26 protein-coding genes are annotated in these 24,044 nt (G+C 70.0%); 7 read left to right on the forward strand and 19 right to left on the reverse strand.

Going from position 1 to position 24,044, the window contains the following annotated elements; translation table 11 throughout:
- Nucleotides 1-58: 58 nt before the first annotated feature.
- Both FDZ84_RS03900 and FDZ84_RS03905 read right to left on the reverse strand, forming a co-directional pair.
- Entirely contained in the window at nucleotides 59-679 is a 621-nt protein-coding gene (locus FDZ84_RS03900) for a Trp biosynthesis-associated membrane protein (protein ID WP_168584752.1), read from the reverse strand.
- Complete coding sequence (locus tag FDZ84_RS03905; RefSeq protein ID WP_168584753.1) at nucleotides 657-2,234, reverse strand: anthranilate synthase component I; 1,578 nt, start codon at nucleotides 2,232-2,234, stop codon at nucleotides 657-659. The genes FDZ84_RS03900 and FDZ84_RS03905 overlap by 23 nt, the downstream gene beginning before the upstream one ends.
- An 89-nt stretch (nucleotides 2,235-2,323) precedes the next feature.
- On the opposite strand from FDZ84_RS03905, the gene FDZ84_RS03910 reads away from it, so the two are divergent.
- Nucleotides 2,324-2,947, forward strand: coding sequence for a TetR family transcriptional regulator (locus tag FDZ84_RS03910; protein WP_168584754.1), 624 nt, complete (start codon nucleotides 2,324-2,326; stop codon nucleotides 2,945-2,947).
- A 3-nt stretch (nucleotides 2,948-2,950) separates the two neighbouring features.
- Here the strand turns inward: FDZ84_RS03910 and hisI are convergent, their stop codons facing one another.
- From hisI to hisH, 5 genes are read right to left on the reverse strand one after another with little or no spacing between them, the layout of a single operon-like run.
- Nucleotides 2,951-3,301: a phosphoribosyl-AMP cyclohydrolase gene (hisI, locus tag FDZ84_RS03915; protein WP_168584755.1), complete on the reverse strand. Its 351-nt coding sequence runs from the start codon at nucleotides 3,299-3,301 to the stop codon at nucleotides 2,951-2,953.
- Nucleotides 3,298-4,071, reverse strand: coding sequence for an imidazole glycerol phosphate synthase subunit HisF (gene hisF, locus FDZ84_RS03920; RefSeq protein ID WP_168584756.1), 774 nt, complete (start codon nucleotides 4,069-4,071; stop codon nucleotides 3,298-3,300). Before hisF ends, hisI begins: the two co-directional genes overlap by 4 nt.
- A 46-nt stretch (nucleotides 4,072-4,117) precedes the next feature.
- Nucleotides 4,118-4,849 carry a bifunctional 1-(5-phosphoribosyl)-5-((5-phosphoribosylamino)methylideneamino)imidazole-4-carboxamide isomerase/phosphoribosylanthranilate isomerase PriA gene (priA, locus tag FDZ84_RS03925; protein ID WP_168584757.1) on the reverse strand — a complete coding sequence of 244 codons (732 nt, stop codon included), beginning with the start codon at nucleotides 4,847-4,849 and terminating at the stop codon, nucleotides 4,118-4,120.
- Nucleotides 4,850-4,881: 32 nt separating this feature from the next.
- Complete coding sequence (locus FDZ84_RS03930) at nucleotides 4,882-5,082, reverse strand: hypothetical protein (RefSeq protein WP_168584076.1); 201 nt, start codon at nucleotides 5,080-5,082, stop codon at nucleotides 4,882-4,884.
- A complete protein-coding gene (gene hisH / locus FDZ84_RS03935; protein ID WP_246869120.1) occupies nucleotides 5,079-5,735 on the reverse strand; it encodes an imidazole glycerol phosphate synthase subunit HisH in 657 nt (218 codons plus the stop codon). The genes FDZ84_RS03930 and hisH overlap by 4 nt, the downstream gene beginning before the upstream one ends.
- Before the next feature lie 352 nt (nucleotides 5,736-6,087).
- Here hisH and soxR point away from each other — a divergent pair, with 352 nt between their 5' ends.
- The gene (gene soxR, locus FDZ84_RS03945) at nucleotides 6,088-6,546 is read left to right on the forward strand and encodes a redox-sensitive transcriptional activator SoxR (protein WP_168584758.1); all 459 of its coding nucleotides are present in this window, start codon (nucleotides 6,088-6,090) and stop codon (nucleotides 6,544-6,546) included.
- Nucleotides 6,547-6,635: 89 nt separating this feature from the next.
- Here soxR and FDZ84_RS03950 read toward each other — a convergent pair whose 3' ends face one another.
- Nucleotides 6,636-7,316 (reverse strand): response regulator, encoded by a 681-nt coding sequence (locus tag FDZ84_RS03950; protein ID WP_168584759.1) that lies wholly within the window; start codon nucleotides 7,314-7,316, stop codon nucleotides 6,636-6,638.
- Nucleotides 7,313-8,947, reverse strand: a complete 1,635-nt coding sequence (locus tag FDZ84_RS03955) for a sensor histidine kinase (RefSeq protein WP_168584760.1) — start codon at nucleotides 8,945-8,947, stop codon at nucleotides 7,313-7,315. The genes FDZ84_RS03950 and FDZ84_RS03955 overlap by 4 nt, the downstream gene beginning before the upstream one ends.
- Before the next feature lie 142 nt (nucleotides 8,948-9,089).
- On the opposite strand from FDZ84_RS03955, the gene FDZ84_RS03960 reads away from it, so the two are divergent.
- Nucleotides 9,090-10,460 carry a cation:dicarboxylate symporter family transporter gene (locus FDZ84_RS03960; RefSeq protein ID WP_168584761.1) on the forward strand — a complete coding sequence of 457 codons (1,371 nt, stop codon included), beginning with the start codon at nucleotides 9,090-9,092 and terminating at the stop codon, nucleotides 10,458-10,460.
- A gap of 171 nt (nucleotides 10,461-10,631) precedes the next feature.
- Here FDZ84_RS03960 and FDZ84_RS03965 read toward each other — a convergent pair whose 3' ends face one another.
- The 3 genes from FDZ84_RS03965 to FDZ84_RS03975 all read right to left on the reverse strand — a co-directional run bounded on the left by FDZ84_RS03965 (nucleotide 10,632) and on the right by FDZ84_RS03975 (nucleotide 13,944).
- Nucleotides 10,632-12,722, reverse strand: a complete 2,091-nt coding sequence (locus FDZ84_RS03965; protein WP_168584762.1) for a phosphocholine-specific phospholipase C — start codon at nucleotides 12,720-12,722, stop codon at nucleotides 10,632-10,634.
- Between the two features lie 179 nt (nucleotides 12,723-12,901).
- Nucleotides 12,902-13,078 (reverse strand): DUF397 domain-containing protein, encoded by a 177-nt coding sequence (locus tag FDZ84_RS03970; protein WP_168584763.1) that lies wholly within the window; start codon nucleotides 13,076-13,078, stop codon nucleotides 12,902-12,904.
- Nucleotides 13,075-13,944, reverse strand: a complete 870-nt coding sequence (locus tag FDZ84_RS03975) for a helix-turn-helix transcriptional regulator (protein ID WP_168584764.1) — start codon at nucleotides 13,942-13,944, stop codon at nucleotides 13,075-13,077. The genes FDZ84_RS03970 and FDZ84_RS03975 overlap by 4 nt, the downstream gene beginning before the upstream one ends.
- A 147-nt stretch (nucleotides 13,945-14,091) precedes the next feature.
- On the opposite strand from FDZ84_RS03975, the gene FDZ84_RS03980 reads away from it, so the two are divergent.
- Nucleotides 14,092-14,295 (forward strand): hypothetical protein, encoded by a 204-nt coding sequence (locus tag FDZ84_RS03980; protein ID WP_168584765.1) that lies wholly within the window; start codon nucleotides 14,092-14,094, stop codon nucleotides 14,293-14,295.
- A 42-nt stretch (nucleotides 14,296-14,337) separates the two neighbouring features.
- Here FDZ84_RS03980 and hisB read toward each other — a convergent pair whose 3' ends face one another.
- Genes hisB through hisD form a run of 3 tightly spaced genes read right to left on the reverse strand, consistent with a single transcriptional unit; the run spans nucleotide 14,338 to nucleotide 17,415 of the window.
- On the reverse strand, nucleotides 14,338-14,955 hold the full coding sequence (gene hisB / locus FDZ84_RS03985) for an imidazoleglycerol-phosphate dehydratase HisB (protein WP_168584766.1): 618 nt from the start codon (nucleotides 14,953-14,955) through the stop codon (nucleotides 14,338-14,340).
- Nucleotides 14,952-16,070 carry a histidinol-phosphate transaminase gene (locus tag FDZ84_RS03990; RefSeq protein ID WP_168584767.1) on the reverse strand — a complete coding sequence of 373 codons (1,119 nt, stop codon included), beginning with the start codon at nucleotides 16,068-16,070 and terminating at the stop codon, nucleotides 14,952-14,954. The genes hisB and FDZ84_RS03990 overlap by 4 nt, the downstream gene beginning before the upstream one ends.
- Before the next feature lie 28 nt (nucleotides 16,071-16,098).
- Complete coding sequence (gene hisD / locus FDZ84_RS03995) at nucleotides 16,099-17,415, reverse strand: histidinol dehydrogenase (RefSeq protein WP_168584768.1); 1,317 nt, start codon at nucleotides 17,413-17,415, stop codon at nucleotides 16,099-16,101.
- 206 nt (nucleotides 17,416-17,621) lie between these two features.
- Here hisD and FDZ84_RS04000 point away from each other — a divergent pair, with 206 nt between their 5' ends.
- The 3 genes from FDZ84_RS04000 (at nucleotide 17,622) to FDZ84_RS04010 (ending at nucleotide 21,182) form a co-directional block, all read left to right on the forward strand.
- Nucleotides 17,622-18,887, forward strand: coding sequence for a M14 family metallopeptidase (locus FDZ84_RS04000; protein ID WP_168584769.1), 1,266 nt, complete (start codon nucleotides 17,622-17,624; stop codon nucleotides 18,885-18,887).
- 78 nt (nucleotides 18,888-18,965) lie between these two features.
- On the forward strand, nucleotides 18,966-19,652 hold the full coding sequence (locus FDZ84_RS04005) for a hypothetical protein (RefSeq protein WP_168584770.1): 687 nt from the start codon (nucleotides 18,966-18,968) through the stop codon (nucleotides 19,650-19,652).
- 237 nt (nucleotides 19,653-19,889) lie between these two features.
- Complete coding sequence (locus FDZ84_RS04010) at nucleotides 19,890-21,182, forward strand: hemolysin family protein (RefSeq protein ID WP_168584771.1); 1,293 nt, start codon at nucleotides 19,890-19,892, stop codon at nucleotides 21,180-21,182.
- 164 nt (nucleotides 21,183-21,346) lie between these two features.
- On the opposite strand, the gene FDZ84_RS04015 is transcribed toward FDZ84_RS04010, so the two are convergent.
- From FDZ84_RS04015 to FDZ84_RS04030, 4 genes are all read right to left on the reverse strand, one after another.
- Complete coding sequence (locus FDZ84_RS04015; protein ID WP_168584772.1) at nucleotides 21,347-21,505, reverse strand: hypothetical protein; 159 nt, start codon at nucleotides 21,503-21,505, stop codon at nucleotides 21,347-21,349.
- A gap of 67 nt (nucleotides 21,506-21,572) precedes the next feature.
- Nucleotides 21,573-22,214 (reverse strand): ABC transporter ATP-binding protein, encoded by a 642-nt coding sequence (locus FDZ84_RS04020; RefSeq protein WP_168584773.1) that lies wholly within the window; start codon nucleotides 22,212-22,214, stop codon nucleotides 21,573-21,575.
- Nucleotides 22,208-23,152, reverse strand: a complete 945-nt coding sequence (locus tag FDZ84_RS04025; protein WP_168584774.1) for an ABC transporter ATP-binding protein — start codon at nucleotides 23,150-23,152, stop codon at nucleotides 22,208-22,210. The genes FDZ84_RS04020 and FDZ84_RS04025 overlap by 7 nt, the downstream gene beginning before the upstream one ends.
- The gene (locus FDZ84_RS04030) at nucleotides 23,149-24,039 is read right to left on the reverse strand and encodes an ABC transporter permease (protein WP_246868781.1); all 891 of its coding nucleotides are present in this window, start codon (nucleotides 24,037-24,039) and stop codon (nucleotides 23,149-23,151) included. Before FDZ84_RS04030 ends, FDZ84_RS04025 begins: the two co-directional genes overlap by 4 nt.
- Nucleotides 24,040-24,044: the final 5 nt, after the last annotated feature.

The raw sequence follows: 24,044 nt of genomic DNA on the forward strand, positions 1-24,044 counted from the left end.
ACCCGTTCGGAACCGTCCCGAACTGGCTTTTCCACCCTTCGGTTAATTTGAAATACTTTCAACGATCCTGTTCATCAGTTGGATCGCGCCCGGCGTCCAAGTCGTTCCACATCTGGCGCTCCGGATCGTGGGATCTCTGCTTCGCGGCACCCGGGGCCGAATACTTCGCACCCATCGCAGGCATTCTGCCCGCGCGGAACGCCACCAGCAGCCCGGCGACGAACAGCAGCAGCGCGCCCGCGGCCATCAGCAGCGGCCCGTACGGCTGGCTGGGCAGCTCACCTATCGGCGTGCTGCCCGGCGGCACGTCAGCGGGCTTCCCGGTCGCAAACCAGCCGGAGGTGTAGAGCTGGACCGCCCGCCAGGCCAGCAGGCCGCCCGCGACCGCGATGAGGACACCCACCACGCGCCGGAACAACCCGCCGGTCGCCAGCACCGCCGCGACGGCGGCGAGTGCCGCGAGCGCCATCGGCACCAGCTCCGGGCGCAGGTCCTCGCCGGTGAACCCGCCCGTGACCTCGGTGCCGAACGGCGTGCGGTAGCGCTGACCGGCCCAGGTGAGCGCGCTGGCGCCCCACAGCAAGCCGGCTGCGACCAGCGCCAGCAGCACCACCGACCACAGCAGGCCCTTCGACCGCGCGGGCCGCGCAGTCGTCTCAGATCCCGGCTCTGTGGTCAACCCGCTCCCCCGTCGCCTGATCGCCGGCCGGCCGCGACAGCGTCTCCGCCGTCGCCACCGCGTTGAGCACCGCGCGCGCCTTGTTCAGGCACTCCTGGTCCTCGGCCACCGGGTCGGAGTCGGCCACGATGCCGCCGCCGGCCTGCACGTACGCGGTGCCGTCGCGCACCAGCGCGGTGCGGATCGCGATCGCGGTGTCGGCGTCGCCGGCGAAGTCCAGGTAGCCCACGACGCCGCCGTACTGGGCGCGCCGGGTCGGCTCCAGCTCCTCGATCAGCTCCAGCGCGCGCGGCTTCGGCGCGCCGGAGAGCGTGCCCGCCGGGAAGCACGCGGCGATCGCGTCGAACGCCGTCTGCCCTTCGGCGAGCTGCCCGGTCACGGTGGACACGATGTGCATGACGTGGCTGTAGCGCTCGATGCGGAAGAAGTCGACGACGTGCACCGAACCCGGCTTGCAGACCCGGCCCAGATCGTTGCGGCCGAGGTCGACGAGCATCAGATGCTCGGCACGCTCCTTGTCGTCGTTGAGGAGCTCCTTCTCCAGCGCCGAGTCCTCGTCCTCGTCGGCGCCCCGCCAGCGGGTCCCGGCGATCGGGTGCGTGGTCGCCTGCCCGTCGCGCACCGTGACCAGCGATTCGGGGCTGGAGCCGACGATGTCGAACGGCGTGCCGCCGTCCGGTGCCTCCAGCCGCAGCAGGTACATGTACGGGCTGGGGTTCGTCGTGCGCAGGACCCGGTAGATGTCGAGGGCGTCCGCGCTGGTCGTCATCTCGAACCGCTGCGAGACCACGACCTGGAACGCCTCGCCGTCCCGGATCGCCTCCTTGGCCTTCTCCACCGCCGCGTAGTGCTCGTCGGGCTGGCGCCGCCGGACGAACTGCGGGCTCGGCCGGGAGAACGAGGCGATCGTGGGCGCGGCCGACGTGCACAGCCGCTCGGTCATCTCGTCCAGCCGGCGCACCGCGTCGTCGTAGGCCGCGTCCACCCGCGCCGGGCTGTCGTCCCAGTTCACCGCGTTGGCGATGAGCGTGATGCTGCCCTCGTGGTGGTCCAGCGCAGCGAGGTCGGTGGCCAGCAGCATCACCATCTCGGGGATCTGCAGGTCGTCCTCGGTCAGGTTCGGCAGCCGCTCCAGCCGGCGGACCGCGTCGTAGCCGAGGTAGCCGACCATGCCGCCGGTCAGCGGCGGCAGCCCGGGCAGCGGATCGGTGTGCAGCAGCCGGACCGTCTCGCGCAGCGCCTGCAGCGGGTCGCCGCTGTCTGGCAGCCCCACCGGCGGCTTGCCCGTCCAGTGTGCTTGGCCGTCGCGGACGGTCAGCGCGGCCGCGCAGTGCGTACCCACGAAGGACCATCGCGACCAGGAGCGACCGTTCTCGGCGGACTCGAAGAGGAACGTTCCGGGGCGGTCCCCGGCGAGCTTGCGGTACACCCCGAGCGGGGTCTCGTCGTCCGCGAGCAACCGCCGCACCACCGGGATCACCCGGCGGCCCGCCGCCAGGGCGCGGAACTCCTCGCGTCCAGGGCTGATAGTGCCGATTTCACCGTCGCCGACCATGTCGTCATTGTGCCGCCCACCCGTTCCGGTCCGCGCGGGACCTCCACACCGCTTTGCCCCCGGGCCGCGGCGGCGGCCAGGATGGGCGGGTGAGCAGTGGAATCGACCAGAGCGGAACCGAGCCGAAGCGCCGCGGGCGGCGGCGCAGCGGAACCGACACCAGGGCTGCGCTGCTCGCGGCGGCGCGCGAGGTGTTCACCGAGCAGGGCTACGACTCGGCGACGGTGCGCGCCATCGCGGGCCGGGCCGGGGTCGATCCGGCGATGGTCAACCACTGGTTCGGCGGCAAGGAGGGGCTGTTCACCGCGGCGGTGCAGATCCCGGTCAACCCGGCCGAGGTGGTGCCGGAGTTGCTGGCGGGCGATCGGGAGCAGCTGGCCGAGCGGTTGCTGCGGCGGTTCCTGACCGTGTGGGACAACGCGGAGGGCGGCCAGTTCGCGGCCCTAATCCGCAGCATCGCGGCCAACGAGAACGCGGTGGCGATGCTCCGGGAGTTCATCCAGAACGTGATGTTCAACCGGCTGATCAAGGTGCTGGGCGTGGACCAGCCGGAGCTGCGCGCGGCGCTGTGCGGGTCGCAGATCGTCGGGCTGGGAATGGCCCGCTACGTCGTCCGCCTGGAGCCGCTGGCCTCGGCCGACCACGACACCGTCGTGTCAGCGATCGGCCCCAACCTCCAGCACTACCTCACCGGCGACATCTCCGGCCGGTGACCATCAGCCTTCCGCTTCGAGCAGCACGTCCGCGTCGAAGCAGGTGTGGTCGCCGGTGTGGCAGGCCGCGCCTTCCTGATCGACGACCAGCAGGATCGTGTCGCCGTCGCAGTCCAGGCGGACCTCGTGCACGTACTGGGTATGGCCGGACGTCTCGCCCTTGATCCAGTACTGCCGGCGGCTGCGGGAGTAGTAGGTGCCACGGCGGGTGGCGAGGGTGCGGTGCAGCGCCTCGTCGTCCATCCACGCCATCATCAGCACCTCGCCGGTGCCGCGCTGCTGCGCGACCGCCGCGACGAGCCCGTCCGGGTTGCGCTTGAGCCGGGCCGCGATCGCCGGGTCCAGACCGCTCATCGAACCGTGATCCCTTCCGCCCGCATGGCGTCCTTGACCTCGCCGATCCGCAGCTGTCCGAAGTGGAACACGCTGGCGGCCAGCACCGCGTCGGCCCCGGCGCGCACCGCGGGGGCGAAGTGCTCGACGGCGCCGGCCCCGCCGCTGGCGATCAGTGGCACGTCGACGACCGCGCGCACCGCGCGGATCATCTCCAGGTCGAAACCGGCCTTGGTGCCGTCGGCGTCCATCGAGTTCAGCAGGATCTCGCCGACGCCGAGCCGCTGGCCCTTCGCGGCCCACTCCACGGCGCAGATCCCGGTGCCGCGCCGACCGCCGTGCGTGGTGACCTCGTAGCCGGACGGCGTCGGCTGGCCGCCTTCGGGCACGCGCCGCGCGTCGACGGACAGCACGATGCACTGGGCGCCGTAGCGCTGCGAGGCCTCGCTGAGCAGCTCGGGCCGGGCGATCGCCGCCGTGTTCAGGCTGACCTTGTCCGCGCCGGCGCGCAGCAGCCGGTCGATGTCGTCGGTGCTGCGCACGCCGCCGCCGACGGTCAGCGGGATGAACACCTGCTCGGCGGTGCGGCGGACCACGTCGAAGGTGGTCTCCCGGTCCGCCGAGGACGCCGTGACGTCGAGGAAGGTGAGCTCGTCGGCGCCCTCCGCGTCGTAGGCGCGGGCGAGCTCCACCGGGTCGCCGGCGTCCCTGAGGTTGGTGAAGTTGACGCCTTTGACGACCCGCCCCTGATCGACGTCAAGGCAGGGGATCACACGCACCGCAACGGCCATGTCTCCAGGGTAGAGACTCGGCCGTGCGGTGCGATGGACGGGGCGCTCAGCGCACGGCGGCGAGGGCCTCTTCGAGCGTGAAGTTCCGTGCGTAGAGCGCCTTTCCGACGATCGAGCCCTCCAGGCCGACCGGCGCGAGCTTCGACAGCTCCACCAGGTCGTCCACACTGGACACACCGCCGGAGGCGATCACCGGAGCTTCGGTACGGGCGCAGACCTCGCGCAACAGCGCGATGTTCGGCCCCTGCAGCGTGCCGTCCTTGCTGACGTCGGTGACCACGTAGCGGCGGCAGCCGGCGGCGTCCAGCCGGGCCAGCACCTCCCACAGGTCGCCGCCGTCCTTGGTCCAGCCGCGCGCGGCCAGCCGGTGGCCCTGCTCGGTGATCCGCACGTCCAGCCCGACCGCGACCCGCTCGCCGTACTCGGCGACCACCCGGTCCGCCCACTGTGGGTTCTCCAGCGCGGCGGTGCCGAGGTTGACCCGCGCGCAGCCGGTGGCCAGCGCGGCCTCCAGCGAGGCGTCGTTGCGGATGCCACCGGAGAGCTCCACCTGCACGTCGAGCTTGCCGGTCACCTCGGCCAGCAGCGCCCGGTTCGAGCCCCGGCCGAACGCGGCGTCCAGGTCGACCAGATGGATCCACTCCGCCCCCGCGCGCTGCCAGGCCAGCGCGGCCTCCAGCGGGTCTCCGTAGGAGGTCTCGGTACCGGCGGCACCCTGCACGAGGCGCACTGCCTGACCGTCGGCAACGTCAACAGCGGGAAGTAGCGTGAAAGTCACGCCCCAACCCTACGACGCCGCACCTGCCCTGCTCAGCGGCGGGTGCGGTCGCTTCGGGCCACGGCGACGACGGGCACCGCAAGCACGATCAGCACCAGCAGCAGCACCATCCACAGCGGCACCCCGGCCTGCAGCAGGTAGGGCGCGCCGAGGCCCGCGATCATCACCAGCGCCAGGACCAGGGCGATAAGCCGGACCGCCCGCGGCCCCAGCAGGCCGTGCCGCCGCGTCACAGGCTGTCCAGCCAGTTCCGCAGCAGCCGCGCGCCCGCCTCCCCGGACTTCTCCGGGTGGAACTGGGTCGCCGCCAGCGGTCCGTTCTCCACTGCGGCGACGAACGGTTCGCCGTGCTCGGCCCAGGTCACCAGCGGCGGCGCGATCGCGTCCGACGGCGGCAGCTGCCACTCGCGGACGCCGAAGGAGTGCACGAAGTAGAACCGGGTGCCCGGCTCGATGCCGGCGAACAGGGTGCTGCCCGCCGGCGCTTGCACCTCGTTCCAGCCCATGTGCGGCAGGATGTCGGCCTGCAGCCGCTCGACGGTGCCCGGCCACTGGCCGCAGCCGTTGGCCTGCATGCCGTGCTCGACGCCCTCGTCGAAGAGCACCTGCATGCCGACGCAGATCCCCAGGACGGGGCGGTCGCCGGCCAGCCGGTGGTCGATGATCTTGTCGCCGCCGACGTGGAGCAGGCCCTCCATGCACGCGGCGAACGCCCCGACACCGGGAACGACCAGCCCGTCGGCCTCCATCGCGGCACGATGGTCGGCGGTCACCTCGACGTCGGCCCCGACGCGCTGGAGCGCGCGTTCGGCGGAGCGGAGGTTGCCTGATCCGTAGTCCAAGATGACGACTCGTGCCACGGCCTTAAGGCTACCGGGATCGCGCATCAGACCACGTCTCGGGCGGCGCAGGTCACCTCGAACGGCCGGATGGTGGCGGTGTAGAGCACGGTCATGTCGAGCGTCGCGGTCGCGGCCAGGACCGGGTCGAGCGGCGCTGCGGGTCGACCGACAGGACCTGGTCGTAGAGCACCACAGCACGTCGAGCGTGGAAGTGGCGGCGAAGGAGTGCTTCTCGTCGCCCGTCATTTCGCTCATCAGGGGCCGGAGATCGGGGTAGCCGAACCCGGCCGGCGGTGCGGTGATCGTCATGCCGACCAGCATGAAACTCGCTGGAAGTCAAGGCCGCAGAAGGGAAAATATCTGCACCATGCTCTAAGTTTCGGCTAACCTGGCGGACGTGTCCAAGCTACCGAAACTGCTGACCATCGGAGAGGTCGCACACCGCAGCGGGATCGCCCAGACCGCGCTGCGCTTCTACGAGCAGCGCGGCCTGATCGCCACCACCCGGACCTCCGGAAACCAGCGCCGCTACGACCGCTCGGTGCTGCGCCGGCTGGCGTTCATCCGCTCCGCGCAACGGGTCGGCCTGAGCCTGGAGCAGATTTCCGAGGCGCTCGCGACGCTGCCCGAGGACCACGCTCCGACCAAGGCGGACTGGGCGCGGCTGTCCCGCCGCTGGCGGGACGAGCTGGACGCCCGGATCGACGGCCTGCAACGGCTTCGCGACCGCCTGACCGGCTGCATCGGCTGCGGCTGCCTCTCGCTGCGCACCTGCGCCCTGCACAATGCCGACGACAAGCTGGCTGAATTCGGCCCTGGAGCACCTCTCCTCCGCCCCACAGCCGACCGCCGCTGACCGTCCGCGCGCCACGGGTTACCGCAATTTCAATGGAAATCGAAGGTCCAATTTCCATTGAAATTGCGGTATCGGGAACGGGCTTCCGGTCAGGCTTCGCCGATCCAGCGGTAGGCCATCTCGGGGCGGCCGACCGCGCCGTAGAGCGGGCGGCGCTCGGCCATGCCCTTGTTGATCAGGTATTCCAGGTACCGGCGGGCCGTCACCCGCGACACCCCGATGGCTTCGCCGACCGCCCCCGCCGGAGCTCCCTCGGGGTTGGCGCGCAGCGCCGAGACGACCGCCGCGAGCGTCTCCTCGCCCATGCCCTTCGGCAACGCCGCTCGGTCGACGCCGCGCAGCGCGGAGAACGCCCGGTCGATCTCGGCCTGGCTGCTGACCTCCCGATCATGGCCCAGGCTGGCCCGGAAGCGCGCGTAGTGCTCCAGCTTCTCCCGCATCGCCGCGAACGTGAACGGCTTGAGGAGGTACTGCACCACGCCGCTGGAGACCGCGGCCCGGACCACCTTGAGGTCGCGGGCCGAGGTCACCGCGATCACGTCGGCGTTGCTGCCCGCGGTGCGCAGCGCCCGCGCGACCTGCAGCCCGTCCATGTCGGGCAGCCGCAGGTCGAGCAGCACCAGGTCGACGGAGGTGCGTTCGACGAACCGCAGGGCTTCCTGGCCGGTGCGGACCCGGCCGGCCACCGCGAAGCCGGCAACCCGGTTGACATAGGTCTCGTGCGCCTCACCCACCAGCGGGTCGTCTTCGACGACGAGGACCGCGATCACCGAGCCACGTCCGATCCCCGGCACCCAAAACGGCTGGGCAACAGCACGGTGAACACCGCGCCGCCCTCGTTGTGCACGTCGATGCTGCCGCGGTGGCGGCGCACGCTCTGCCCGACCAGCGCGAGCCCGAGCCCGCGGCCGTCATCCTTCGTCGACCAACCGCGCTGGAAGACCCGCTGCGCGCTCCCCGGATCGACCCCCGGCCCGTTGTCGGCGACCTGGATCAGCACACCGTCCTCAGTGGACCGGAGGGTCACCTCCACTCGCGGGCGCGCGCTTTCCATGGTCGCCTCGACGGCGTTGTCGATCAGGTTCCCGAGGATGGTCACCAGGTCCCGGGAGTCGATGTGTCCCACGTCGATGTCGTCGATCTCGGTGTCGGCGCTCAGCACGACCTCCACGCCGCGCTCCCCCGCCTCGGCGCTCTTGCCCAGCAGCACCGCGGCGAGCACCGACTCGCCGACCGCCCCGACCACCCGATCGGTCAGCTGCTGGGCGAGCCGCAGTTCGGCGGTGGCGAACGCGACGGCCTCCTCAGCGCGGCCCAGCTCGATCAGCGACACCACGGTGTGCAGCCGGTTCGCCGACTCGTGGGCCTGGGAGCGCAGCGACTCGGCGAACCCGCGCATCGAGTCCAGCTCGCCGCTCAACGCCTGCAATTCAGTGTGGTCGCGCAGCGTGACCACGGTGCCCAGGTCGCGCTCACCGCTGCGGATCTGCGACACGTTGACCAGCAGCACGTGGTCGTCGGTCAGGTGGACCTCGTCGCGCACCGCCCGCCCCGTCGCAAGAGTCTCCACAAGGGACTGCGGGAGGCCGAGCTCGGACACGTGCTTGCCTTCGGTTTCGAGGGGATCCAGCGAGAGCAACACAGCGGCACCATCGTTGCACAAGGTGATCTGCCCGGACGGCGCCACCAGCAGCAATCCCTCGCGCACCGCATGCAGGATCGCGTCGTGGTACTCGTACATGCGGCTGAGCTCAGCGGGCCGCAGCCCGTGGGTGTGGCGCCGGATCCGGGCGCTGACCAGGTACGTCAGCAGCCCGCCGACCAGCAGCGCCCCCACCGCGACCACGACCAGTGCGGTCACCTGATCGCGCAGCTCGGCGGTGAGCATCAGCACCGTGATGCCGTCCGACACCAGTCCGACCAGCCGGTGCGCGTCGTCATAGACCGGCACCACCGCGCGCACCGACGGGCCGAGCGTGCCGGTGTAGGTCTCGGTGAAAACCTGCCCGGCGACGGCCTGCTCGATGTGCCCGATGAACGGCTGCCCGATGCGCGTCGGGTCCGGGTGCGTGTAGCGGATGCCGGCCGGGGACATGATCGTGATGAAATCGACGCCGGTCTCGGCCCGGACGCGTTCGGCCAGCGGCTGCAGCGTGGCCGTCGGGTCCGGCGCGGTCAGCCCGTCGCGCACCGCGGGCTGCGCGGCCAGGACGCGGGCCACCGTGAGGACCTTGTCCGTGGCCTTCTCCTCGTTGCGCTGCCCCGCGTCGTACCAAGCCAGCAGGGCTCCGGTGAGCACCACGACGGCCACGACGACCACTTGGAGCACGAACAGCTGGCGGGCCAGGCTCCAGCGTGGCCGGACGCGGCCGAACCAGTTCCGGTCATCGGCGGAAGGCATGACGAACCCATGTCGAAGAGATGAACACAATGAACAGAAGCGTGACGCAGACGATACCTGGCGCAGATAGTCTCATCCGGCCGGACCGTGACCTGGGACACGGCTGGTACGAGTGACCCGGTATCCCAGTAGGAGTGCAACAGTGGCAAGCAAAGACGCTGCGCAGACACACCGTCGGGATCGAACGCATTACCTGTACATCGCGGTGATCGCCGCAGTCGTGGCAGGCATCGCCGTTGGCTTCCTCGCGCCCGACCTCGGCAAGGCCCTCAAGCCGCTGGGTACCGGGTTCGTCAACCTGATCAAGATGATGATCTCGCCGGTCATCTTCTGCACCATCGTGCTCGGCGTGGGCGGCGTGCGGAAGGCCGCCAAGGTCGGCAAGGTCGGCGGCCTCGCGCTGGCCTACTTCATGGTCATGTCCGTGGTGGCGCTGGTCATCGGCCTGCTGGTCGGCAACGTGCTGCACCCCGGTGAGGGCCTGCACATCACCGACTCGCTGCGCGGCCAGGGTGCCCAGCAGGCCGGTGACGGCGCCGAGAGCACCACCGACTTCCTGCTCGGGATCATCCCGCACACCCTCGTTTCCTCGTTGACCGAGGGACAGGTGCTGCAGACGCTGCTGGTCGCGTTGCTGGCCGGTTTCGCGCTGCAGGCGCTGGGCGACAAGGGCGCACCGGTCCTGCGCGGCATCGAGCACATCCAGCGACTGGTGTTCAAGATGCTGGCGATGGTCATGTGGGCGGCGCCGGTCGGCGCGTTCGGTGCGATCGCCGCGGTCGTCGGTGCGACCGGGGTGCAGGCGCTCAAGGGCCTGGCCGTGATCATGCTGGGCTTCTACACGACCTGCCTGCTGTTCGTGTTCCTGGTGCTGGGCCCGGTCCTGTGGACGTTCGCGCGGGTCAACATCTTCTCGCTGCTGCGCTACCTGGGACGCGAGTTCCTGCTGATCGTGTCCACCTCGTCGTCGGAGGCGGCGCTGCCGCGGCTGATCGCGAAAATGGAGCACCTCGGGGTGAGCAAGCCGGTAGTGGGCATCACGGTGCCGACCGGCTACTCGTTCAACCTGGACGGCACCATGATCTACCTGACCATGGCGTCGCTGTTCATCGCGAGCGCGATGGGTGACCCGCTGTCGCTGGGCGAGCAGGTCGGTCTGCTGCTGTTCATGATGGTCGCCTCGAAGGGCGCGGCGGGCGTCAGCGGCGCCGGGCTGGCCACCCTGGCCGGCGGGCTGCAGTCGCACCGGCCGGAACTGCTGGACGGTGTCGGCCTGATCGTGGGCATCGACCGGTTCATGTCCGAGGCGCGGGCGCTGACCAACTTCGCGGGCAACGCGGTCGCGACCGTCCTCATCGGCGCGTGGACCAAGGAGATCGACCGCGACCAGATGAAGCAGGTGTTCGCGGGCGAGAGCCCGTTCAACGAGCAGTCCTTCGTCGACGATGGCCACGGCGGCGCCACCACGGCCGACGAAGAACCCGAGAAGTCCCCAGTCGCAGCGAAGAGCTGACGCTCCGCAGAAGGGCCCGGTCCTCTCAGTGACCGGGCCCTTCTGCGTTTCGCCTGATCAATCTCGTGGATCGACGATCACGCATTGCAAATATCGGTGTGCATCGCCGGGCCGTGCGTGTTTTCGGGTGCTGTAGCGCCCGAAAACACGCACGGCACCTGACCGTCGGGGTCAGCCGGTGAGGCCCGGTGCGCCGTTCTCGACGCGGCCGGTTGCGCGACGCCGGAACGACTTGTCCTGGGCGGCCGTCACCTCGACGTCGTACCAGCCCCGGTCCGTCGGCCAAGCCACGGTCTCCGCGCCACCGGCGGCGAGCCGGACCTCGCGCTGCTCACCGGCCGCGTAGCCCAGGGACCGCAGGCGCAGCGTGACGGCCACGCCGCCGCTGTTGCGCAGTTCCAGCGACAGCCCGCCGGAACGGGCGTCGGGGTTCGTCCGCACGTCGATGCCCGCCGCCTTGCCGCTGCGGGAACCGCTGAGCTCGAACCAGAACCGGTTCGGCCCCTGCACCGCGAGCCGGTAGTCCTCGCGCACCGGCACGTCCACCACCTGCTCGCCGCAGACGTCCACATGAGACGGTGCGGGCAGTTCACCCGCGTACGGGTAGATCGTGAAGTGCGCGGAGCCCGGACCGGCGTTGCCGAGCCGCAGCCCGACCGCTTCCCCGTTCACCGCACCGGAGACCTGCGGCTGGTACGGCAGCGCTCGCGCCGGCCGCCGACCCTGCTCCTGAACCGGCAGCGCCTGCTCCGCCGGCGGCTTGGGGTGCCAGCGCTTGATCGGCTCGGGCACCGGGCCCGGCTCGGCGGGCTTCGGCGCCTTCGCCGCGTTCTCGAAGTCGAACACGGAGGTCAGGTCGCCGCACGCGGAGCGCCGCCAGGAGCTGATGTTCGGTTCCTGGACACCGGTCCAGCGCTCCAGCAGCCGCAGCACCGACGTGTGGTCGAACACCTCGGAGTTGACGAAACCGCCGATCGTCCAGGGCGACACCACGGTCATCGGCACCCGCGGACCGAGCCCGATCGGCTGCCCCTCGAAGTAGTCGTCGCCGTTGCCGGACTCCGGCTTCGGCGGCACCGGAGGCGGCACGTGGTCGAAGAAGCCGTCGTTCTCGTCGAAGTTGAGCAGCAGCGCGGTCTTCGACCAGATCTTCGGGTGGGCGATGGCGTCCAGCACCTCGTAGATCAGGTTGGCGCTGCCGACCGGCGTGGAGCTGCTCGGGTGCTCGGAGTCCACAGCGGACGGAACCAGCCAGACCACCTTCGGCAGCCGCTTCGCCTTGATGTCGTCGCGGAGCCGCTGGACGAGCGTGCCCGGCTCGCTGCGGTACATCGCGCGGTCGAACAGGCTACGCTCGGCCTCGGTCAACGCCGCGCGACCGGCCTCCAGCTGCTTGAGCAGCCGCTGCTGCTCCGCGGCGGGCTTGTCGAACAAGGCGGTGTAGAACTCCTCGGTGGTGCGGAAGTTCCCGTCCACCGAGGCGAGCATCTTGTGGCCGATCGTCTTGAACGTCTTGAAGTACTCGACCGCGTTGTCGGTGAAGTTGTCCCACTCCTGATAGATCTGCCAGGAGAGCCCGGCCTTCTGGAGCCGCTCCGGGTACGTGGTCCACTCGTAGCCGGCGTGGTCGTAGTTGTAGGCGGCGTTGGTGACGGCGCGCTTGGTACTACCCGGCTCGTTGCCGGTGGTGCCGGTCCACAGGTAGTTGCGGTTCGGGTTGGTGGAGCCGAAAACCGAGCAGTGGTAGGCGTCACAGATGGTGAACGTGTCGGCCAGCTCGTACTGCAGCGGGATGTCCTGCCGCTCGTAGTACGTCATGGTCGCGGCTGTCTTGGCGGCGATCCAGTCGTTGTTCCAGCCGCGCGCCCACGCCTTGCCGCTGCCGTCCCAGCTGTGGTCGAGGGCGCCGAGGTACTGGATGTCCGACACCGGACGCCCCTCGCGCTCGGCACCCTGCCGCAGCGAGAACGGCAGCACCTCACCACCGACGGTGGGCTGCTGGAACACGGGCCGGCCATCGGGCTGCTGCAACGGCCGCCGGTCGCCGTAACCGCGCACGCCGCGAAGCGTGCCGAAGTAGTGGTCGAAGGAACGGTTCTCCTGCATCAGCACCATGACGTGCTCGATCGCGTCCAAGCCGCCTTTGGGAGCCGGCCGCGCCATGGCCTCGTGCAGCGAAGGCGGCAGCAGCGAAGCGGCGGCAGCGCCGCCGACGACCCCGGAAGCACCGGTCAGAACCCGACGTCGAGAAACCTCAGTCACGAGCGGACATCGTCATCGAGGAGGGAGAAGCGGCGAAAGACCCATCGTGACGCAACGGCAAACCACCGATGTCATCCAGACGGCGTAACCACCAGCACCCGCCCAACCACGCCGAGCAGCCGTTCGCCTGCTGGCGGAGGTGACCAGTGGAAACGTCGAACCGCGGCCGAGGAACCAGTTCAGCGGAGAAGGTTCAGGAATGCGCGCCAAGCGGCGTGGCTGACCTGGATGTGGCCAGCCTCCGGGACCTTCGAATCCCGCACATCCACAGCCTGGTCGGTTAATCGGACCTCGACGCACGCATTGCTGCCGCCTGAGCTGCGACTACTCTTGAACCACCCGGTGTCATAGCTCATGAACCGATCCTCTTCAGCTTGTCGATCAGGAGGGTTCGGGAAGATTCCTCAGCCAACGAAATCTTTTCCACAGCTTCGAACGCGCGGAACATCGGCACAGTGTCCACCTCTTGATCGTGGTAGGTCGATGGCCCGTACAGAACAGGAACGAACACGATCCTTGGCGCTGACGTTCCGAAGTCGAGAGTGATGAGTCCGCCGCCGAGAAGTGGGTTGTCCGGCACGCTGCTTGGCAGCACCCGAACAGCCACATTGGGACGCTCGGATAGCTGGAGCAGATGCAGAAGCTGGCCCCTCAGCACGGAAACCCCGCCGACGACCTGATCAAGGGCGGTTTCGGTGAGCACGAAAGAGATGTCCTTCGGCACGGCCGCCTCCAGCACTCGTCGCTGCTGCTCCATGCGGAACTCGAGACGGCTCTCCACCTCCAGAACCGACGTTTCCCACCACACACCATCAAAGGCCATGATCACGGCCCGGGCGTAATCAGGTGATTGCGCCAAGCCGGGCACAATTCCGGTTTCGTAGAACCCGATCGCTTCGGCATCGGCTTGGAGGTCAGCCAAGCGCTCGAACGAACGAGGCAGGTTGTCAGCGTATGTCCGACCACGTTGGCGCTTGCGGGCTTGATTGCCCAGCGCCAACGCCGTAGCCCGCTCGTCCTCGCTTATGCCGTAGAAGTCCAGCAGCCGAGCCAGCTCTTCTCGTGCGAGGGAGCCGACGCCGTTCTCGGCTCGGCTGATGCGGGTCTGCTTCCTTCCGATCTCGCGGGCCGCGTCGTTTTGCGAGACGCCCTTCAGCTCGCGCAGTTTCTTAAGCATCAGCCCGAGCTGGCGTCGCTCCACCGTCGGTCGGCCGTAGCTCATGTCGCGACCTCCAACCACCCGTTCAGGGACTTCCACATCCCTACCTAAGTCCCCTTAAAGTAGACAATAAGGGGACTTAGTCCCTTTAAAGTTTCCGTCCACTGAACCTTATCTAGTTCGGGTCTTGTACCCGGAGGGGAGTCGGCTGTGTACCGAGGGCAAGGGGTTGAGACCGCCACGTTGGTCGGGATCTCGGAGACCGTCGAGGTCACGCACGAGTACGACGAGGGCGTCGACGAGGTGAACCTGATCTTCCGCGGCAACGACGAGCTCGTGCTCAGCTGCACCCGCCGCGGCTTCGCCGCACTCAGCGACGCAATCGACGCCGTCAACCGGGATCTGGAGTCGTGAGTGCATAACCGGGCTCCGGCTCGGTTTCGCACTCACGACCTCCTACAGGGCGCCCTTCGTGGACGGGACCACTCCGGCGAAGCGGGGGTCGGGTTCGACCGCCGCTCGCAGGGCTCGGGCGATCGCCTTGTACTGGGCTTCCGCGATGTGGTGCGGGTCGCGGCCGTGGATCACCCTGGTGTGCAGGTTGATCTGGGAGTGGAACGCCAGCGACTCGAACACGTGGCGGTTCAGGACGAACGGGTAGTTGCCGCCGATCGTGAAGCTGTTGAACTGCTCCGGTTCGCCCGTCATCACGCAGTACGAGCGGCCCGAGACGTCCACCGCCGCGTGCGCGAGGGTCTCGTCCATCGGGATCCAGGCGTCGCCGAAGCGGCGGATGCCCTTCTTATCGCCGAGCGCCTGACGCAGCGCCTGGCCGAGCACGATCGCGGTGTCCTCCACCGTGTGGTGCGCGTCGATGTGGATGTCGCCGGCCGATTTCACCTTCAGGTCGAAGGCCGCGTGGGTGCCCAGCGCGGTGAGCATGTGGTCGAAGAACGGCACCGTGGTGTCGATTTCGACCTGCCCCGTACCGTCGAGGTCGAGTTCGACCAGCACCGAGGATTCCTTGGTGGTGCGTTCGACCCGGCCGACCCGGGTCCCGGGCTGGAATGTCACTTGCTGATCTCCTCGCTCACGACCTTGCTCGCCGCCAGGAAGGCGTCGTTCTCCTCCGGCGTGCCGATGGTGACCCGCAGGTGGCCGGGGATCCCGACGTCGCGGATCAGCACGTCGGCGTCCAGGTAGCGCTGCCACGCGCGGTGCGCGTCCGCGAACCGTCCGAAGAGGACGAAGTTGGCGTCGCTGGGCACCGGCGAGAAACCCTGCTCCCGCAACGCTTCCACGACCCGCTCGCGCTCGTCGACCAGCGCCCGCACCGAACCGAGGGTGGCCTCGGCGTGCCGCAGGGCCGCCCGCGCGGCGGCCTGGGTGACCACCGACAGGTGGTACGGCAGGCGCACCAGCAGCAGGGCGTCGATCACGGCGGGGGCCGCCGCCAGGTAGCCGAGCCGACCGCCGGCGAACGCGAACGCCTTGCTCATCGTGCGGCTGACGATCACCTTCGCCGGGTACTGCCGGATCAGCTCGATCGCGCTGGGCCGGGCGGAGAACTCGGCGTACGCCTCGTCCACCACGACCACGCCGGGGGCGACGTCCAGGATCGCGCGCAGGTCGTCCTGCGACACCGACTGCCCGGTGGGGTTGTTCGGGCTGGTCACGAACACCACGCTGGGCCGCTTCTCCGCGACGATGCGGGCAGCCTGCGCGCCGTCCAGGCTGAAGTCGTCGCGGCGCGGCGCGGGCAGCCAGTCGGTGCGGGTGCCCGCCGACAGGATCGGGTGCATCGAGTACGACGGAACGAAGCCGAGCGCGGTGCGGCCGGGCCCGCCGAAGGCCTGCAGGATCTGCTGCAGGACCTCGTTGGAACCGTTGGCCGCCCACAGGTTCCCGGTCGCCAGTTGCACGCCGGTGGCCTCGGTCAGGTACGCGGCGAGGTCGGCGCGCAGCGCCGTGGCATCGCGGTCCGGGTAGCGGTGCAGCGCCGTGGCGGCTTCCTGCACCGCGGCGGTCACGTCGTCGACGAGTTCCTGCGGCGGCGGGTAGGGATTCTCGTTGGTGTTGAGCCGAACCGAGACGTCCAGCTGCGGCGCGCCGTAAGGGCTGCGGCCGCGCAGATCGTCCCGAAGCGGCAGGTCGGCCAGCGTCGTGTCGGCGCCGAGCACGTCACTCATGGGTTCTACCTTCGGTTGTTCCGGGCGCTCAGCGGGAGAAGCGGGCGGTGACCGCCTGACCGTGCGCGGGCAGGTCCTCGGCGTTGGCCAGCGCCACCACCTGGTCCGCGACGTCGCGGAGCGCCTGCTCGCTGTAGGAGATCACGTGGATACCGCGCAGGAAGCTCTGCACGCTCAGGCCGGACGAGTGCCGCGCGCAGCCACCGGTGGGCAGCACGTGGTTGGAGCCCGCGCAGTAGTCGCCCAGCGACACCGGCGCGTACGGGCCGACGAAGATCGCGCCCGCGTTGCGCACCCGCGCGGCCACCGCTTCGGCGTCCGCGGTCTGGATCTCCAAGTGCTCGCCGGCGTACGCGTCCACCACCCGGAGGCCGTCCTCCACAGTGGACACCAAGATGCAGCCGGACTGCTCACCGGCCAGCGCGGTGCTGATCCGCTCGACGTGCTTGGTCTGCGCCACCTGGCGCTCCAGCTCGGCGTCGACCGCGTCGGCCAGCTCGACCGAGGTGGTCACCAGCACGCTCGCCGCGAGGGTGTCGTGCTCGGCCTGGCTGATCAGGTCGGCGGCCACGTGCGCCGCGTCGGCCGTCTCGTCGGCCAGCACCGCGATCTCCGTCGGCCCGGCCTCCGAGTCGATGCCGATCAGGCTGCGCAGGTGCCGCTTGGCGGCGGTCACGTAGACGTTGCCCGGCCCGGTCACCATGTCCACCGGCGTCAGCTCGGCGCCGTCGGTGTCGTGCCCGCCGTAGGCCAGCAGCGCCACCGCCTGCGCGCCGCCGACCGCCCAGACCTCCTCGACGCCGAGCAGCTGCGCGGCGGCCAGGATCGTCGGGTGCGGCCGGCCGCCGAACTCCGCCTGCGGCGGGCTGCACACCACCAGCGACTCCACCCCGGCGGCCTGCGCCGGGACCACGTTCATCACCACGCTGGACGGGTAGACCGCCAGCCCGCCCGGCGCGTACAGGCCGACGCGGGCGACCGGCACCCAGCGCTCGGTGACCGTGCCACCGGGCACGACCTGCGTCGTCGTGTCGGTGCGCCGCTGGTCGTCGTGCACCCTGCGGGCGCGGGCGATCGACTCCTCCAGGGCCGCGCGCACCGCCGGGTCGAGATCGTCGAGGGCCCGCCTCAGCTCGGCGGCCGCCACCCGCACCCGTTCCGGTCGGACGGAATCAAACTTCTCGGTGAATTCGAGGACGGCTTCCACCCCGCGGTCGCGGATCGACTCGATCACCGGCCGGACCCGATGCAGCACGTGCTCGACGTCCATCTCGGCGCGCGGCAGCGTCGCGCGCAGCTCGACGGTGGACGGAACGCGACCGCGCAGGTCGGTACGGGTGAGCATGTGCGTCCTTCCAATACCCGGGGGCTACACGACCAGGGTAATCGCCGCGGGACGCGGCCGTCCTCGAACCCGGTCGCAGGTCACCCCGGACGAGGGCCCTGAGTGGGAAAATGTCAACATGCGGCCATTGTTCGCCAGTAGCTTGCCAACATCGGGCGGCTCCTAGAACCTGCCAACATCACCACCAGTGATCGATCGGAGACCCGATGTTCAGCTCACGGCGCAAGGCAGTGACCGTGGCGACCGCCGCGTGCCTGGTCCTGCTGGCCCCTATCCAGGCCGGCGTGTCCGCGGAGCCGACCGGGGCGACCGCCGCCCGGGACTTGGCCACCTACCGCGTTCCCAACACCGACAGCAAGACGCGAACCGAAATCAACCGCACCGGCGCCCAGGTCATCGCGGTGTACGGCGCGGTGGCCACCGTGGAGGCCACCCCGGCGCAGGCCGAGCAGTTGCGCGCCGCCGGGTTCGTGCTCAACGCCGAGACCAAGGTCGCCGACGCGCTCAAGCGGATCAACCCGGCGCAGCGGGTGCCGGGCGACTTCCCGCCCGGGTACGAGGGCTACCACAACCTCGACGAGATGAACGCCGAGCTCGACGCCGTGGTGAAGGACCACCCGGACATCGCGGCGAAGTCCAGCATCGGCAAGTCCTTCGAGGGCCGCGACATCCCGGTGCTGAAGATCAGCGACAACGTCGGGCAGGACGAGGACGAGCCCGAGGTGCTGTTCGACTGCAACCAGCACGCCCGCGAACACCTGACCACCGAGATGTGCCTGCACATCGCCAACCGGCTCACCGACGGCTACGCCGGCGACCAGGGGATCAAGGACTCGGTCGACAACCGGGAGGTCTGGATCATCCCGGTGGTCAACCCGGACGGCTCGTCCTACGACGTGGAGTCCGGCGAGTTCCAGGGGTGGCGCAAGAACCGGCAGGACGCCGGCACCGATCTCAACCGCAACTGGGGTTACAAGTGGGGCTGCTGCGGCGGCTCCGACGACGACCCGAACGGCGAGACCTACCGGGGCCCGGCCGCATGGTCGGCGCCGGAGACCGCGGCGATGCGCCACTTCATCGACTCGCGGGTGGTCGGCGGCGTGCAGCAGATCAAGGCCGCGATCGACTTCCACACCTACTCCGAGCTCGTGCTGTGGCCCTTCGGGCACACCAGTGACGACGTCACCGAGGGCATGACGCAGGAGGAGTACGACCGGTTCGCGCGGGTCGGCGGCGAGATGGCCAAGACCAACGGCTACACCCCGCAGCAGTCCAGCGACCTCTACGTCACCGACGGCGACAGCCTGGACTGGATGTGGGGCCAGCACAAGATCCTGGCCTACACCTTCGAGATGTACCCGGCCAACGGCGACGGCATCGACGGCTTCTACCCGCCCGACGACGTCATCGAGAAGGAGACCGCGCGCAACGACGCCGCGGTGGACATCCTGCTCCGCGAGGCAGGAGCCTGATCCGGCAGGAGACGGAACGGGCATCAACCTCTGCCGCACCAGCGGCCCCAGCGCTCGGCCGGTGGCGATAATGGCGGAATGGCTGCAGAACCCGCCGCGACGACCGTCACCGAGCACCGCCTGGTCCGGCACGGTTCGTGGATCGTCTGCCCGTTGTTGGGAGCGCTGGTCGTCTGGTTGTTGCGGCTGGCGTCCGCCTGGGTCGCCGGGTTGCCGTGGGCGCCGTTCCAGGGCGTGTTCCAGCTCGCCGCGTCGGTGCCCGACCCGTGGGGCTCGGTAGGCGCCATCGCCATCGGCGCGATCCTCGGGCTTGGCTTCGCCGGGCTGATGGCACAGGAGCGGCTGACTGTCACCGTCGAACCGGAGCAGGTGGTGCTGACCGTCGGGCGGTCGCAGCAGCAGCACATTGCGCGCGCCGAGGTCGGTTACGTGTACGTCGACGGCAAGAACCTCGTGGTGCTGGACGAATCCGGCGGCGAGCACATCCGGCAACCGTCCGATTTGGACAGGTTCGCGCTGCGCAGGGCCTTCACCGACCACGGCTACCCGTGGCGGGACAAGGACCCGTTCACCGGCTCTTACAGCCTGTGGGTCGAGGACACGCCGGAGCTGTCGCTGCGGATCAACTCGCTGATGGCGGCCCGCGAACGCGCGCTGCGCAAACGCGACGGGAAGGAAGCGGCGCTGCTGCGCACCGAACTGGTCAAGCACGGAATCCTCGTGCGCGACGTGAAGAAGCGTCAGTTCTGGCGAACCACCGACTGAGCTCGTGAGTGCCTCTTCCGGTAAGAACCGGAATTCGCACTCACGAGCCTTCGCGCGCTGCTGGTCCCGCACCGCCGACGACGACCTTGCTGACGCCTTCGACGGCCATGTGATCTCCTTTCGCCTGATCGTGCCCGTCATGGCCGTCCGTCCGAGCGACCGCAGCGAGATCGCGGAAACCGTCTCCGGAGGGCCGCGTGGAGGGCTCGCGAACGCCGGGAATGGAACAATCGGAAGATGGACGGTGTCGCTTGGAACATCGCGCTGGTGCTGCTGTTCGTGCTGCTCGGCGGCTACTTCGCCGCCGCGGAGATCGCGCTGGTGTCGCTGCGCGAGAGCCAGGTCCGCAAGCTCGCCGAACGCGACCGCCGCGGCGCACGGGTGGCCAAGCTGCGCGCCGACTCCAACCGGTTCCTGTCGGCGGTGCAGATCGGCGTCACCTTCGCCGGGTTCTTCGCCTCCAGCTACGGCGGCGCGACGATCGCGGTGCGCCTGGAACCGGTGTTGGCCGGCTGGGGCCTGCCGATCGGCGTGGCCGCGTCGGTGGCCCTGGTGCTGGTGACGCTGTTCGTGTCGTACCTGTCGCTGGTGCTCGGCGAGCTCGCCCCCAAGCGGCTGGCGCTGCAGAAGTCCGAGGGCGTCGCGATGGTCACCGCCGGGGTGCTGGACCGGGTGGCGACGCTGTCGCGGCCGTTGATCTGGTTGCTGTCGAAGTCCACCAACGCGGTGGTCCGGTTGCTCGGCATCGATCTGCGCGCCGACGAGGACAAGGTCAGCGAGGAAGAGCTGCGGGACATGGTGCGCACCAACGAGCAGCTGACCATTGAGGAGCGGCGGCTGCTCAGCGATGCGTTCCGGGCCACCGACCGGGTGCTCGGCGAGGTCATGGTGCCGCGCACCGAGGTCGATTTCCTGGACCGCACCATGCCGCTACCCGAGGCCATCGCCGAGGTGGCCGGCAAGCCGCACTCGCGGTACCCGGTCATCCGGGACACCGCCGACGACATCGTCGGTTTCATCCACGTCCGAGACCTGCTCGCCACGATGCACGACGGCCGCGAGGAGGCGCGCACGGTCGGCGACCTGACCCGCCCGGTGACGGCGCTGCCGGCGAGCAAGCCGGTGCTGGCGGCGCTGTCGCAGATGCGGCGGCGGGGCGGGCACCTGGCGGTGGTGGTCGACGAGTACGGCGGGACCGCGGGCATCGTCACCGTCGAGGACCTGGTGGAGGAGGTCGTCGGCGAGATCTGGGACGAGTACGACCCGAGCACGGCCCCGGTGCGGCCCAAGGGCAATGGCAGCTTCGAGACCGACGGGCTGCTGCACCGCGCCGAGTTCGAGCAGCAGACCGGGATCGCACTGCCCGACGGTCCCTACGACACGGTGGCCGGGTTCGTGGTCAGCCGGCTCGGGCGCGTCCCGGCGGAGGGCGATTCGCTGGAGGCCCTGGGCCACCGCTTCACGGTCCGCGCGATGGACGGCCACCGCGTGTCCCGCCTGCTGGTCACCAAGCTCCCTGCCCAGCAGTGACCCAACCCGGGTTTCGATCACCGCAATTTCAATGGAAATTGCGGAACTCCGGCGTGTCGGACCACGACACGCCGGAGACTGTGGATAACTTCCGCAATTTCAATGGAAATCGGACATTCGATTTCCATTGAAATTGCGGACGACCGCGTCAGGACAGCAGCAGGTCAGGACAGCAGCAGGATCACGGATCCCACGATGATTCCGACGAGCACCACGACCGCCGCGGTGATCATGATCACCCGCATCTTGGGCCGGTCGTCGCGAACCTCGGTCTGGGCCCGCTCCCGCCACTGCATGAAGGTGGTGCCTTCGCCCTCGCTCAACGTCGACTCCTCGGGTCCGTCGTCAGTACCGAGCGGTCCCCCGCGACCGCGTTTCGGCCCCACCATGTCATATCGACCCGCCGAGGCGAACCACGTGCACCGCCCAATGCCGCAGCAGGTCCTCGTCGTGGCTGATCGCGAGCACCCCCGTGCCGTGCTCGTTCACCCGCCGGTCCACGACCTGCACCAGCGCCGCCGTGGTGGACGCGTCCAGCATCGCGGTCATCTCGTCGCAGATCAGGTAGCCCGGCCACAACGCCAATGCCCGCGCCAGGCAGGCCCGTTGCAGTTGCCCGTCGCTGACCTCGTGCGGCCGCCGCGACAGCAGCTCCGCGGTCAGCCCCACCTCGTCGGCCAGCTCGTCGACGTCGCCGGCGGCTCCGGTGGCCCGCAGCGGTTCGGCGACGATCTCGCGGAGCGTGAAGCGCGGGTCGACGGCGGGCCGCGGCTGCTGGAAGACGATGCCGATCGCCTTGCGCTGCTCCCGCGGCGTCGCGTGCCGGAAGCCGCTGACCGGCTCGCCGTCGAGCGACACCTGCCCGGACCACGGCTCGTGCAGCAGCCCGAGCACCCTGGCCAATGTGGACTTTCCGCACCCGCTCGGCCCGGCCAGCCCGACCACGGAACCGCCCGGGACGTCCAGGTCGACCCCGTCGAGCACCGGTTCGCCGCGCCGGTAGCCGGCGACCAGGCCGGTCGCGCTCAGCACGGCGGGTGCGCGGCGACCCACCGGTCGCCGAGGTCGAGCAGTTCCGGATCTCCCGTGCACGGCCCGAATCCGGGCACGTCCGGGCAGCGTTGGCAGAACACGCAACCCCATTCCTGTTCGATGCGGGCCAGTTCGGTGAGGGCCGGCGGGTGTCCGGGGATCGGCCGGAACCCGCCGTCGGGCAACGCCGCGAGCAGCCTCGCGGTGTACGGGTGCCAGGGGTCGGCGAGCACCTGCTCGGCGGGCCCGGCCTCGACGATGCGGCTGGCGTACATCACCGCGATGTCGGTGGCCACCCGGCGGGCGGCGGCCAGGTCGTGGGTGATCAGCAACACCGCGCGGTCGTCGGTGGCGGCTTCGGCGAGCAGGTCGACGGTGCGATGGACCAGCGGCCGGTCCAGCCCGGTGGTCGGCTCGTCGGCGAGGATGATCCGCGGGTTGCCGGCCAGCGCCAGCGCCACCGCGACCCGCTGAGCCATCCCGCCGGAAAGCTCGTGCGGATAGCGGTCGAGGTCGGCCGGATCGAGCCCGACGCGTTCGGCGAGTTCGTCCGGCCCGGCGGCGCCGCCCAGCGCCCGGATCGCCTCGACGAGCTGGCTGCGCGCGGTCCGCACCGGGGTCAGGTGGGTACTCGCGGACTGCGGCACCAGGCCGACGAGCCGGCCGCGGACCTGCCCGGATAGCACCGGCTCCGGCGCCGACAGCAGCTCGATGCCGCCGCGCAGCACGGCTTCGCCGCGAACCTGCGCGTTCCCGGGCAGCAGCCCCAGCAGCGCCGAGGCCAGCACCGACTTGCCGCAGCCGGACTCCCCGACGAGCGCGAGCACCCTGCCCGGCCGCAGTTGCAGCGTCGCGTCGGTCACCGCCCGCACTTCGGCGCCGCGCCCCAGCAGGAAGCGCACCGAGAGCCGGTCCAGTTCGAGCAGCGGTTCGCTCACAGCGCCACCTCCGATCGCCGTCGCGGCAAGACCCGATCGCGCCAGGTCGCGGCCAGTCCGGACACCGCCAGCGTCGTCGCCACCAGCAGCACCGACGGGAACAGCACGATCCACCAAGCGCCGAGCAGCACCGCTTCCCGGCCGTCGCCGAGGATGTTGCCGATGCTGGCCAGGTGCGGCGGCAGGCCGAGACCGAGGAAGCTCAGCGCGGTCTCGTGCCACACCGCGTGCGGCACGAGCAGCACCGCCGAGAGCGCCGCCTGCGGCACGATCGCGGGCAGCAGGTGCCGCAGCAGGACCCGCGACCGCGACGAACCGCCCGCGATCGCCGCGTCGATGTAGGGCCGCTGGCGCAGCGACAGGACCTCCGAGCGCACGATGCGTGCCACGGTCGTCCAGTGCGTGAGGGCGATGGACAGGATCACCGCGACCAGGCTGCCCCGGTACAGCGCGACGATCACGATGCCCAGCAGCAGGTGCGGCACCGAGTTGATGGTGTCGACCAGCCGCATCAGCAGCCGGTCCGGCCAGCCGCCGACGCCGCCCGCGACGGCGCCCACCAGCGAACCGAGCACAGTGGACACCACCGCGCTGAAACCGGCCACCAGCAAGGAGATCCGCAGCCCGGCGAGGGACTGCACGAACAGGTCCCGGCCGCCGGAGTCGGTGCCGAACGGGTGCGCCGGGCTCGGCGCGAGCCGGATCGAGTCGTAGCGCACCGATTCGCTGCCGAACAGCGCGGGCACCGCGATCGCCGCCAGCACGAGGACCGCGAGGCCGCCCAGCGACACCCACAACCGCGCCCGGGTCCGCGACACCCCGGCGCGCTTGCGGCCGGCGAATCGCCACGGTCCGACCGATGTGGACTCGTTGGATGTCTCAATCATGTTGC

Source organism: Saccharopolyspora sp. ASAGF58, from assembly GCF_012277335.1.
Taxonomy (GTDB): domain Bacteria; phylum Actinomycetota; class Actinomycetes; order Mycobacteriales; family Pseudonocardiaceae; genus Saccharopolyspora; species Saccharopolyspora hattusasensis.